This is a genomic window from Dietzia sp. SYD-A1, assembly GCF_015356725.1.
Classification (GTDB): domain Bacteria; phylum Actinomycetota; class Actinomycetes; order Mycobacteriales; family Mycobacteriaceae; genus Dietzia.
In genome coordinates this window covers 1-10,876 of sequence record NZ_JADDKI010000264.1, presented here as the reverse complement: position 1 = coordinate 10,876, position 10,876 = coordinate 1, and the positions used below count along the sequence as shown (strand labels likewise).

The 10,876-nt window shown below is 69.9% G+C and carries 13 protein-coding genes; 9 read left to right on the top strand and 4 right to left on the bottom strand.

Annotation, left to right across the window (positions count from 1 at the left end; translation table 11 throughout):
• From IY392_RS11390 to IY392_RS11380, 3 genes are all read left to right on the top strand, one after another.
• The coding region (locus IY392_RS11390) for a MarR family transcriptional regulator (RefSeq protein WP_228549309.1) at positions 1-490 on the top strand (490 nt) is incomplete at its 5' end.
• A gap of 65 nt (positions 491-555) precedes the next feature.
• The gene (locus tag IY392_RS11385) at positions 556-1,230 is read left to right on the top strand and encodes an SDR family oxidoreductase (protein ID WP_107757834.1); all 675 of its coding nucleotides are present in this window, start codon (positions 556-558) and stop codon (positions 1,228-1,230) included.
• 72 nt (positions 1,231-1,302) lie between these two features.
• Complete coding sequence (locus tag IY392_RS11380) at positions 1,303-2,376, top strand: 2-dehydropantoate 2-reductase (RefSeq protein ID WP_194861280.1); 1,074 nt, start codon at positions 1,303-1,305, stop codon at positions 2,374-2,376.
• A gap of 79 nt (positions 2,377-2,455) precedes the next feature.
• Here IY392_RS11380 and IY392_RS11375 read toward each other — a convergent pair whose 3' ends face one another.
• Together IY392_RS11375 and IY392_RS11370 are read right to left on the bottom strand one after the other, a co-directional pair.
• A complete protein-coding gene (locus IY392_RS11375) occupies positions 2,456-2,737 on the bottom strand; it encodes an Lrp/AsnC family transcriptional regulator (protein ID WP_017835202.1) in 282 nt (93 codons plus the stop codon).
• Between the two features lie 228 nt (positions 2,738-2,965).
• On the bottom strand, positions 2,966-3,340 hold the full coding sequence (locus IY392_RS11370) for an SgcJ/EcaC family oxidoreductase (RefSeq protein ID WP_194861279.1): 375 nt from the start codon (positions 3,338-3,340) through the stop codon (positions 2,966-2,968).
• A 176-nt stretch (positions 3,341-3,516) separates the two neighbouring features.
• Here IY392_RS11370 and IY392_RS11365 point away from each other — a divergent pair, with 176 nt between their 5' ends.
• Positions 3,517-4,950, top strand: coding sequence for a sugar porter family MFS transporter (locus IY392_RS11365; RefSeq protein ID WP_182612770.1), 1,434 nt, complete (start codon positions 3,517-3,519; stop codon positions 4,948-4,950).
• Between the two features lie 66 nt (positions 4,951-5,016).
• On the opposite strand, the gene IY392_RS11360 is transcribed toward IY392_RS11365, so the two are convergent.
• On the bottom strand, positions 5,017-5,601 hold the full coding sequence (locus IY392_RS11360) for a GyrI-like domain-containing protein (protein ID WP_228549308.1): 585 nt from the start codon (positions 5,599-5,601) through the stop codon (positions 5,017-5,019).
• Positions 5,602-5,721: 120 nt separating this feature from the next.
• Here IY392_RS11360 and IY392_RS11355 point away from each other — a divergent pair, with 120 nt between their 5' ends.
• The 4 genes from IY392_RS11355 (at position 5,722) to IY392_RS11340 (ending at position 8,573) form a co-directional block, all read left to right on the top strand.
• Positions 5,722-5,904, top strand: a complete 183-nt coding sequence (locus IY392_RS11355) for a tetratricopeptide repeat protein (RefSeq protein WP_107757837.1) — start codon at positions 5,722-5,724, stop codon at positions 5,902-5,904.
• Positions 5,901-6,749 carry an MBL fold metallo-hydrolase gene (locus IY392_RS11350; RefSeq protein ID WP_194861278.1) on the top strand — a complete coding sequence of 283 codons (849 nt, stop codon included), beginning with the start codon at positions 5,901-5,903 and terminating at the stop codon, positions 6,747-6,749. The genes IY392_RS11355 and IY392_RS11350 overlap by 4 nt, the downstream gene beginning before the upstream one ends.
• A 65-nt stretch (positions 6,750-6,814) precedes the next feature.
• Complete coding sequence (locus tag IY392_RS11345) at positions 6,815-7,705, top strand: alpha/beta fold hydrolase (RefSeq protein ID WP_107757839.1); 891 nt, start codon at positions 6,815-6,817, stop codon at positions 7,703-7,705.
• Positions 7,706-7,988: 283 nt separating this feature from the next.
• Complete coding sequence (locus IY392_RS11340; protein ID WP_197431449.1) at positions 7,989-8,573, top strand: hypothetical protein; 585 nt, start codon at positions 7,989-7,991, stop codon at positions 8,571-8,573.
• A 22-nt stretch (positions 8,574-8,595) separates the two neighbouring features.
• On the opposite strand, the gene IY392_RS11335 is transcribed toward IY392_RS11340, so the two are convergent.
• Positions 8,596-9,489 carry an SDR family NAD(P)-dependent oxidoreductase gene (locus IY392_RS11335; RefSeq protein ID WP_194861277.1) on the bottom strand — a complete coding sequence of 298 codons (894 nt, stop codon included), beginning with the start codon at positions 9,487-9,489 and terminating at the stop codon, positions 8,596-8,598.
• A gap of 120 nt (positions 9,490-9,609) precedes the next feature.
• Between IY392_RS11335 and IY392_RS11330 the strand changes: the two genes are divergently transcribed.
• Complete coding sequence (locus IY392_RS11330) at positions 9,610-10,716, top strand: hypothetical protein (RefSeq protein ID WP_194861276.1); 1,107 nt, start codon at positions 9,610-9,612, stop codon at positions 10,714-10,716.
• Positions 10,717-10,876: the final 160 nt, after the last annotated feature.

Sequence of the window (10,876 nt, the reverse complement as noted above, 5' to 3'; positions counted from 1 at the left end):
GTCCGGGGCGGCGAGGGGGCAGACGCCGTCCGCGGCGGCGAGGGGGCCGGCGACCGCAGGGTTGGCGACGCAGTTCCGACCCATCCTCCTCCGACTGGACCTGCTGGTACGGCGGCAGAACACCCAGTACGCGCTGAGCCGCGCACAGACCTCCATCCTCTACACGCTCGCCAGCCACGGACGGTTGCGGATGAGCGACCTCGCCCGGTTGGAGAACGTCAGGGTCCCCACCACCAGTAATTCGGTGAACGTGGTGGAGGGTATGGGCTACGTGGAGCGCGTGCGGGACGAGTCCGACGGCCGTGGCGTCTGCGTGCAACTCACCGACCTCGGACGGGCACGGATCGACCAGGTGCTCGAGGAGCGCGACCAGGACTTCGCCGCCCACCTGTCGCTCTTGTCCTCGGAACACCGGGAGTCGCTGTCAGCGGCGGTTCCCGCCCTCAACGCGCTGCTCGACGCCATCGACAGCACCGGAACCGTGCACTGAACCACCCGTCGTCGACTCCATCGGGATCTCCCACCGGGCCGGTCGGGCGTCTACCCTCACCGGGCATGGGCACAGTCATGATCACCGGCGCCTCCCGTGGGATCGGCGCGGCCACGGCCAGGGCGCTCGACGCCGATCACGAGCTGATCCTGGTGGGCCGCGACGCCGACGCCCTGGCTTCCGTGGCACGCACCTGCCGGTCCGCCCGGGTGGTGACCGCGGACCTGACGACGCCCGAGGGCGTCTCGGCGGTGGCGGACGGCGTCGCCACTCTCGACGGGGTGATCCACTGTGCCGGGGTGGCCGAACTGGGGCGGATCGACGAGACCGATGCCGCCCAGTGGCGTCGCGCGTTCGAGATCAACGTCCTCGCCGTGGTCGAGCTCACCAGGGTGTTGCTCCCAGTCCTCCGCGCGGTCCGCGGCCACGTCGTCGTCATCAACTCCGGCGCGGGGACCACCGCCAAGCCGGGCTGGGGCTCCTACAGCGCCTCGAAGTTCGCACTCCGTGCCGTCACCGACACGCTCCGCGGCGAGGAGCCGGCCCTCCGTGTCACCTCGATCCATCCCGGCCGGGTGGACACGGACATGCAGAGGGCGATCGTCGCCGCCGAGGGCGGGGCGTACGATCCGTCGGACCACCTCACACCGGACTCCGTGGCGACCGCGGTGCGTCACGCGCTCGATTCGACACCCGACGCCCACCCGACCGAAATAGTGGTTCGACCTCGACGTCACTGAGATCCCCTCGACCCGGTGGGGCCACGTGCGATCCCTCGCCGGACCGGCGCGAATGTCGTATCGTCCAGCACCATGGTCGGCTCCGACACCCCCTTGCGCATCACCGTCGTCGGTGCCGGCGTCGTCGGGTGTTACCTGGGCGGCAGACTCGCGCGCCACGCGGACGTGACCCTGGTCGGGCGTCCTCATGTCCTCGACCCGATCCGTGCGAGCGGACTCACCGTGGAGTCCGGGAAAGGCGTGGACGACCGCCTCCACGTGCCGTCCGAGGCGCTCACGCTCGCCGAGACGCCGGAATCCGTCCGCCGCTCTGACGTGGTCCTCGTGTGCACCAAGGCGGGTTCCTCCGCGGCCGCCACCGCCGAATTCGTGCCGTTCCTGCGTCCCGGAACCCTGGTGGTGGGCTTACAGAACGGCCTGCACTCGGCCGATTCCATCCGCGACGGCGTCGGCTCGAACCCCGTGATCGCCGGGGTCATCCCCTTCAACGTGGCCCGCACCGGGCCCGCCACCTACCGGCGGACCAGCACCGGTGAGATCCGGATCGCCGAACACCCCCTCGCCGCCCCGCTCCTCCGGGTGATGGAGGAGGCCGAACTCCAGGTGCGGGCGACCGACGACATCCAGGCGGTGCTCCACGGCAAGGTCCTGTTGAATCTCAACAACGCGGTCCAGGCGTTGTCCGGACTTCCTCTGCGGGACGAACTCGTCGATCGTGACCTGCGCAGATGCGTCGCGCTCTGCCAGCGTGAGGCGATCCGGGTCTTCACCGCGGCCGGGGTGGTGCCCCGGGTACCCATCGCCGTGCCGGCCGGCATGCTTCCGTTCGTCATGCGGCTGCCGACGCCGGTGTTCCGCACACTCGCCAGGACGATCATGCGGGTCGATGCGGACGGGACGTCGTCGATGAACGATGACCTGGTCCGCGGACGGCCGACCGAGATCGACATCCTCCAGGGAGAGGTCGTCCGGATGGGCCGGCGGCTCGGGGTCGCGACGCCCGCGTGCGCTCACATGGTCGAGTTGGTTCACGAGGCCGAGCGGGCAGGACCCGACCGACTCCGGTGGACAGGCGCGGCGCTGCTCGCGGAGTTACAGCGGGCGCGGCGACGGGCACGACGGCTCGCGCGGATGCAGTTCAGATAGTCGAACCGACCCACCTGTCGACCGCCGCATGTATTCGGATGACAGGTGGCGAGACGGCAGATGGTCGGACGACAGAGGGCTACTCGTCGTACCCCAGGGAGAACGCCGCCTCGAGGTCGTGCTTGGACAACGCGCGGAAGGCGATGTGCGTCTCGGTGTCCACCACACCGGGGACCTTGTTGAGGCGGTCGGAGACGATGTCGGCCACGTCCTCGTTACGGCGGGCCCGCACCAGCACGATGAGGTCGATGGTGCCCGTGACCGAGTACACCTCGGAGACGCCGTCGATCTCGGCGATCTCTTCGGCGACCTCGGGGATGCGCGCCGTCTCGGCGTGGACGAAGACGATGGCGGTGATCATGTCAACCAAGGCTAGTCCAGCTGACGCCGCCCCGCGGCCAGCGTCTCGCGTCCTGTGCCATGGGCTGATCGGGCGCGTTCTGTGAATCCCCGTCGCGTTCTCGGCGACCCGCTCTCGGGCGATACGTCACAGGACTCGCCGGATCGAGCAGGCGACGCGCGCCAGCCAGCCCGCGCTGCCGGGACGCACAGTCCAAGCCGGCCGGCCCGAGCCCGAGCCCGCCTCGACTCAGCGCATGTTCTCCGGGGTCCAGTAGGCGCGCATCGAGGCGACCTTGCCCTGCTCGTCGTGGGTCATCAGGTCCCAGACGTTGATCGTGGCGCTGGAGTTCTCGTCGAAGTGCGTGGTGATCTCGAAGTTGAACAGCAGGTCGTGCCCGCACACCCGCGCCTCGAGCACCTCGCCCTCGATCTTCAGGGCCACCACGGACGAGTAGAACTCGCGGATGGCCGCCTTGCCCTCGTGCACCGTGCCGTTGCCGACCGGGTCCTCGACCGTGGCGTTCTCCGCGTAGAGGTCGAGAACAGCCTCGAGGTCGCCCGCGACCAGCGCGGCGATGTAGGAGTCTGCGGTGGCACGAATCTGCTCAGGGGAAGCACTCACGGCGGTGGCCTTTCGGTGAGACGTCGGGTCCACTCGAGCCTAGAACGTGTTCTCGTCACGAGGATCGGTACGGGGCAGCGAATGAAAATAATGTGACTTGCGCCACACCCACCGCGGGCCTACGCTCCGTTCACCAGAGAGCAGGACGTCCATCCGGCCCGGGAACGGGGTACGCCATGTCCACACCGAACGTCTCGGCCAAGAGCTCGGACGAGGAGTCCTTCCACACCGGGCGGGTGGTGATCATCTCCCTGGTCGCAGCGCTCGGCGGGTTCCTGTTCGGATTCGACACCGCGGTCATCAACGGGGCGGTGGACGCCGTCCAGGAGTCGTTCGGGATGAACGCCGGGCTCACCGGGTTCGTGGTCTCCTCGGCGCTGCTCGGATGCATCGCCGGTGCGTACCTCGCGGGCCGCCTCGCCGACCGCTGGGGACGTACCCGCGTCATGGTCCTGGCGTCGGCGTTGTTCACCGCGAGCGCACTCGGGTCCGGGCTCGCATTCGGCCCGTGGGATCTCATCATCTGGCGCGTGGTCGGCGGACTGGGCGTCGGCGCCGCCTCGGTCATCGCTCCGGCCTACATCGCGGAGGTGGCCCCGCCCTCGATCCGCGGTCGCCTCGGTTCCCTCCAACAGCTCGCGATCGTCTCCGGCATCTTCGTGGCCCTGCTCTCCGACGCCTGGCTGGCGTCCGTGGCCGGCGGCGCGATCGAGGAGCTCTGGATGGGTATCCAGGCCTGGCGCTGGATGTTCCTCACCGAGCTGGTGCCCGCCGTCACCTACGGGGTGCTGGCACTCATGATCCCCGAGTCCCCCCGCTATCTGCTGGCCAAGGGGCTGGTCAGCGAGGCGAGAGACGTGCTGCGCACCATCCAGTCGAGCGGCGTCGACAACCGGATCACAGAGATCCGCGCAACGGTTCGCCAGGAGAGGAAGCGGTCCTGGCAGGACATGCTCACCCCGGGTGGCCGGAACCTCCTGCCGATCGTGTGGATCGGCGTCATCCTGTCGGTCTTCCAGCAGGCCGTCGGCATCAACGTGATCTTCTACTACTCCACCTCTCTGTGGCAGTCGGTCGGCTTCACCGAGGCGGACGCGCTCACCCAGACCGTGATCACCTCGGTCACCAACATCGTGGTGACGATCGTGGCCATCGCGCTGATCGACAAGATCGGCCGTCGCAAGCTGCTCATGACGGGATCGGTGGGCATGACCGTCTCGCTCGCGGTGATGGCCGCGATGTTCAGCACCGCCACGATGGGCCCGGGGGCCGACGGCGAACTCGCACCCCAACTCGGCGACACCCAGGGGCTCGTCGCGCTGATCGCCGCCAACGGCTTCGTCGTGTTCTTCGGTATGTCGTGGGGCCCGGCGGTGTGGGTGCTGCTCGGCGAGATGTTCAACAACCGCATCCGCACGGCGGCGCTCGGTCTGGCCGCCGCCGCCCAATGGTTGGCGAACTTCGCGGTCTCCACGGCGTTCCCGCCGATGGCCGAGTTCAGCCTCACGTTCACCTACGGCTTCTACGCGGTGTCTGCGCTGCTGTCGTTGCTGTTCGTGGCCAGGTTCATCCCCGAGACCACCGGCCGCTCGCTCGAGGACATGGAGTAACCGGACCTGTCCCCGCCTCCGAACGGGCGGGTCGGATGACCCGGTCCGGGCGGGCAACCGGGGGTGTCAGGCCGCGTCGTCGGGCGTCCGGACCGGGCAGAACAGGTCGGTGCGCAGAGTCGCGGGATCGATGTCCGGCGAGGGCTCGGTGACGTACGACTCCCAGAAAGGTGTCGCCGGGGCCCGCCCCAGGGAGCCGATCTCACCCATGAATTCCTGCCACGCCTCACCCAGCCCGTCGTAGGAGCCGAGGTGACTCGTCGCGGCGACCTCGCCGGCCGGGAGTTCGGATGCCACGACGCGCATCGCACCCTCCTCCGGCTCGCCGGCGTGCTGGTCGGGCAGCGGTTCGGCCAGCGGGAACCCGACCTCCAGATCGGCGTGGGGTTCCGGCTCCTCGGCAATCCTCGTGTACAGGGCGAACGCCGCGCCAGCCGGCCTCACGTCCGCGGCGAACAGCGCGGGGAACGCCGTGTCGAAGAACTGAGCGATGGTGGCCATGGGCACGGCCGTCGCCCGGACCACCGCCGTGGGGACGGCGGGCGCGCTGATCAGGCGGACGCCGTCCACGGGTTCCGGACCGAGGTCGGGGTAGCCGCGGGGCGGATCGTGCGGCTGGTCGCGAGGCGGGATCGGGGACGACGACATCATGAGTCCTCCTCTGGCATCGGTGTTGCTGCACATTGTGCTCCTGCCCCCGGAGCCAGGGACGGGTTTCCGTCGGGGGCACGCCGGATGCACCGTCGCGGCCCTGCGGGGACACTGGGAGGCATGTCGACATTCCGCCTCCGCACTCCGGACCGCACCCTCGATCTGGGCGAGTTCGACAACGCCCAGGAGGCGCTCGAGCACGCCGTGACGCTCCAGCCCGACGCCCGCCCGGTCAACGGCGACCTCGAGGTGCTGGTCGGCGAGGAATGGCATTCCGTGGCCACGGAGGGCGACATCTCATGACCCCCGCCGCCGCGGGGTCCGTCACCCAGTGCGCCACCTGCGGGGTCGAGCGCGCCGAACCCCTGCCTGCGGTGTGTCCGATCTGTGCCGATGATCGGCAGTACGTCCCGGCCGGCGGCCAACGCTGGACCCACCCCGGGGAGTCCACGGCGCATGGCGCGCGGATCGAGTTCACCGAGCGCGAGCCGGATGTGATCAATCTGGTCCACCGGGACTGTCCCGGTATCGGGCAGAAGCCGGCGCTCATCCGCACGGACCACGGGAACGTGATGGTGGAGGCACCGAACCACATCACCGAGGAGGCTGTCGCCGCGGTACGCGGGTGGGGTGGGGTCTCCGCCATCATCGCCTCCCACCCGCACATGTACGGGGTCCAGTCCCTGTGGTCCGCGGCATTCGACGACGCCCCCGTCTACGTCTCCGCCCCGGACGAACACTGGCTGGGTCTGCGCCCCCGGAACACCGTGGTCTGGGGCGGCGGCCACGAGGGCGACGAGATCGAGATCCTGCCCGGTGTCCGCGCATCGCAACCCGGCGGCCACTTCCCGGGCAGCGCGGTGGTCCACTGGACGGCGCGCGACGGCCGGGGGGTGCTGTTCACCGGCGACACCATCGGCACCGTCGCCGACCCCCGCTGGGTCACGTTCATGCGCTCGTTCCCCAATTGGATGCCCCTGTCCGGGGCGGTGGTCCGGCGCATCGCCGACCACGTCTCGCGCTACGACTTCGACCGGATCTACGCGAACTTCGGCGGCTGCGTCCCCCACGAGGCCGACGACGCCGTACAGCGCTCGGCCGAGCGCTACGCCGAGTGGGTCGACGGCGAGCACGACCACCTCACGTAAAGGGCCGGTGCGGGATACGCCGGGATCCGCGTCGGGAGGCCCGGCGGGTCATAAGGTGGGCACCCATGGAGGAGCACAGAATCATCCGGCTCGCGGGTCGCCACGTCGATTTTGTCGCACTGTCCTGGGGTCCCGAGAACGCTCCCCTCGCGGTGCTGCTGCACGGGTACCCCGATTCGCCCCATTCGTGGCGGGAGGTGGCCCCGGGTCTCGTCGAGGCGGGCTACCGGGTGGTCGCCCCGTTCACCCGGGGTTACGCGCCCTCCGGCGTGCCCACCGACGGGTCTTACCACATCGGCAGTCTGGCGCACGACGCGATCGAGCTGCACGCGTTGCTCGGTGGTGACGACCGGGCGGTCCTCGTCGGTCACGACTGGGGCGCGCTCGCCGCTCACGCCGTCGCCGGGCTCGTGGACCAGCCCTACCGCCGCATCGTGACCATGGCCGTACCCCCGCCGGCCGCGTTCATGTCGCGGGACGGTGGCACCCTCGCCTCCGTCTCCAGGTTGCTCAGGCAGGCGAGGATGAGCTGGTACATCGCGTTCCAGCAGCTGCCGGTGCTCGCGGAACGGTCACTGCCCACCGTGGTCCCCCTCCTGTGGCGCCGGTGGTCGCCCGGTCTCGAGGCCGGCCCCCACCTCGACGCGGCGTGGTCGGCGATCGAGACCCGGCGCACCGAGGTCCTCCGCTACTACCGCCACGCGGCCCGTCCGTGGACGGTGCCCACCCAGCAGGCCGCCGCCCAGCGAGCGATGCTGCGCCCGACCACGGTCCCGATGCTCTACCTGCACGGACGTGACGACGGGTGCATGCTCGCGGAGTGGACCACGTTCGCGGCGTCCGTTCTCCCGGACGGGAGCAGAGTGGAGACCGTGCCGGACGCCGGCCACTTCCTCCAGGTGGAGCGCCCCGACCTGGTCACGCGACTGATAGTGGATTTCCTCGGTGCGCGGTGACGTGGTCGTCGTCGACGGTGGGTGCGGCGCCCCGGTGACTAAGGTCTCTGACACGGGGTTCCACCTGGCGGGCCTGGGCGTGAGCGTCGCCGTGCTCGCGCCCGGTGTTCGGCTGTGGCGCATCCCGCCACGGGATCCGGTGCCCACGACGCAGGCGCCGGCACCGGCGCGGTGGGCCGAACGCGCAGGTCAGGCCGCCCTGGCGCTCGCCGGGGGGCATTTCCCGGTGTCCTGGTTCGCTGCGCGCGCAGTGAGGGACACGGCGTGAGGAGGGCGGCGTGAAGTGGACGGCGTGAGGCAGACGGGCGTGGCGCTGTGGTGGCTGCCGGTCGGAGCCGGCGGCCACGTAGTGGTCCACACCAGCCGCTGGTGGGAGGAGTTCCACGCGCGTCGCGAACACCGCCCTAGCCGGCCGCTGTTCCACGCCGCGCTCGAGGTGTTCACCGGGCACGGCCGTGTCGCCATAGAAATGGCGCCGGCCTGGGGGCCGCTCAGCGGCTCGGACGGGGTCGTCGCCACCGGCCCGGTCGGCCTGAGCTGGCTGGGCCGATCGCGCCTGTTCCGGTACGAGGTCCGCTGCAAGGTCGACGGCCGGATCCCGGATCTCGCGTGGGCACCCGCCCCGCCCACCGTGATCGCGTTCTCCGCGGCAGAGGCCGACGGCCTGCTGGGGCGCGTCGCCGAGGTCCCTCGTCACACGTGGGGCCGCGATGCGACCGGGACCGGCGAGATGTGGAACTCGAACTCGCTGATCTCCTGGCTACTGCAGACCTCGGGGATCGATGCCGCGGCGTTGGGCCCGCCGGGTGACGGCTCGGCGCCAGGGTGGGCGTCGGGCATCGTGGCCGCCGAACAGTCGCCGCGATGACGCGAGCGCGTGGAGCCGGAGGTCAGGCCCTGGCGACGGAGGACTCCGCGAACCGCCACAACCGCTCGGCGATCTCCGGGTCCGAGGCCTCGGCACTCCGGCCGATGAGCGTGGGCATCCCTCTGAGGTTCCGAAGACCGTCCGGCCCGGTGTAGCTGCACGACGGGAGCGGCCGGGTCGCCGCGGCCATCGTGGTGAGCGCCGCCTGGTCGGCGGGTTGGGCGAACACCGAGCAGAACCCGGTGATGATCCTGTCCACCGCGGCGTTACCACTGGCATTGGAGATGCCGGTCGCCGCCCAGCCGGGGTGCGTGAGCTGCACGTCCACACCCGTCGCCGCCGCCTCCGAGCGACCGTCCCGCAGCCGCCGGTCCAATGCGAGCCCCCACAACATATCCCCGAGCTTGGACTGGGCGTAGGCCGCCGCGGCGGACCACCGACGCCGCTCGAAGTGCGGGTCGTCGAAATCGAAGGTCCCGGCCTTGTGGGCGTTGGACCCGACGATCACCACGCGACGCCGCACACCCGGGAGGACGAGGTTAGTGAAGAGGAACGGTCCGAGCACGTTGACGCCGAGTAGCATCTCGAATCCGTCTGTGGTCTCGCGGCGACGGGTCGTGATGGCACCGGCGTTGTTGACCAGCACGTCGACCGGTTCGGCCTCCGCCCCGTTCAACACGTCCGCGGCGCGCCCCACGCTCTCCAGCGAGGCCAGGTCCAATTCGACGACCCGCGAGGGTCCCGGCAGCGCGGCCGCGATGTCGCGTCCCCGCACGGTGTCCCGGACCGCGAGGATCACCCGCGCGCCGCGATCCGACGCGGCACGGGCGGTCTCCAGGCCGACTCCGCTGGTCGCCCCCGTGATGAGCCACGTCTGGCCGGTGAGGTCGGGGACGTCGATTTCTGTGTGCGCCACGGAGCCCAGGTTACTGACCGCGGGCCGGCGGTCGAGACTACGGTAATTCGCGACAGCGTCCGGGTGGACAGGAGCGGGAGTCGGGCAGACGCCGTTGACACCCGACGAGAGGAGACAGCTGTGCCGGTCGAGATGGGAATCTGGCGGATGGACGGCGACAGGCCTCACCGACTGTCGCCCACCACGATGCCGACCGAGGTGATGCTGGAGGAGTTCCTCGAGCGGGACCCGTCATTGCTCGGTGATCGGCTCCTGGTCATCGGCAGGCAGGTACGCACGCCGTACCAGAAGCTCATCGACCTGCTCGCCGTCGACGCCGAGGGCAACCTCCACGTGCTGGAACTCAAACGGGACAGGACGCCGCGGGATGTGGTGGCGCAGGTACTCGACTACGGCTCATGGGTCACGACCTTGGATCACGAGAGCATCATCGATCTCGCGAACGGCCACCTCGACCGTCCATTCGAAACCGCCTTTGAGGAGGTCTTCGGCACCCCGCCTCCTGATGAGCTCAACGGCGCGCTCACTCTGGTGGTGGTCGCCACCGACCTGGACCCCAGCTCCGAGAGGATCGTCACGTATCTCCGCGAGTTCGGCGTTCCCGTCAACGTCGTGTTCTTCACCTTTCTGGAGGACGACGGCCGACGCTACCTCGCCCGATCCTGGCTTGCCGCGAGCGAGGAGGGTGCGACAGGCGTCGGCACGTCCCCCCGCAACTCCCAGGGCAAACGGGCCGAGTGGAACGGGACCGATTGGTTCGTCTCGTTCGGCGAGGAGGGCACACGGTCCTGGGACGACGGTCGCCGCTTCGGCTTCATCTCCGCGGGAGGTGGGACCTGGTACTCGGGCTCATTGCACAACCTCCCGGTTGGTGCGCGGGTCAACGTCCATATCCCCAAGAGCGGGTACGTCGCGATAGGCGAGGTCCTTCGCCCCGCCACCCGCTTCGACCAGGCCTCGGTCCTCGTGGACGGCAAGTGGGTTCACCTCGCCGATCAGGAGCTCAGCGCCCCGTACAGGCACGGCCCACCGGGGGTCGCGGACAGCGACGACGACGCCGAGTACGCCGTGCCGGTCCGCTGGTGGGTGAGCGTCCCACGATCCGAGGCGTTCTGGGTCAAGGGGATGTTCGCCAACCAGAACAGCGCGTGCAAGCTCCGGCAGGAGTTCACTCTGGCCCGGCTGGCCGAGCATTTCGGATTGGACCGGAAGACGCAAACCCACTGAAAGTGGCGGTTAGTCTCCGCTCATGCGCCCCTCAGCCTCCCGCCCCCGCCGTTCGCTGACCGCGGCGGTCGCCGCCCTCGTCATCGTCACCTCCCTCACCGCTCCCACCGCCGGCGCCGCGCCGGCGGTGGGAGCGGTGAGGGAGGTGACGATGACGAGG

Excerpts from the sequence above, each read along its gene's own strand:
- IY392_RS11385 (WP_107757834.1), top strand. The coding sequence starts at position 556 with ATGGGCACAGTCATGATCACCGGCGCCTCCCGTGGGATCGGCGCGGCC.
- IY392_RS11380 (WP_194861280.1), top strand. The coding sequence starts at position 1,303 with ATGGTCGGCTCCGACACCCCCTTGCGCATCACCGTCGTCGGTGCCGGC.
- IY392_RS11375 (WP_017835202.1), bottom strand. The coding sequence starts at position 2,737 with ATGATCACCGCCATCGTCTTCGTCCACGCCGAGACGGCGCGCATCCCC.
- IY392_RS11365 (WP_182612770.1), top strand. The coding sequence starts at position 3,517 with ATGTCCACACCGAACGTCTCGGCCAAGAGCTCGGACGAGGAGTCCTTC.
- IY392_RS11360 (WP_228549308.1), bottom strand. The coding sequence starts at position 5,601 with ATGATGTCGTCGTCCCCGATCCCGCCTCGCGACCAGCCGCACGATCCG.
- IY392_RS11355 (WP_107757837.1), top strand. The coding sequence starts at position 5,722 with ATGTCGACATTCCGCCTCCGCACTCCGGACCGCACCCTCGATCTGGGC.
- IY392_RS11350 (WP_194861278.1), top strand. The coding sequence starts at position 5,901 with ATGACCCCCGCCGCCGCGGGGTCCGTCACCCAGTGCGCCACCTGCGGG.
- IY392_RS11345 (WP_107757839.1), top strand. The coding sequence starts at position 6,815 with ATGGAGGAGCACAGAATCATCCGGCTCGCGGGTCGCCACGTCGATTTT.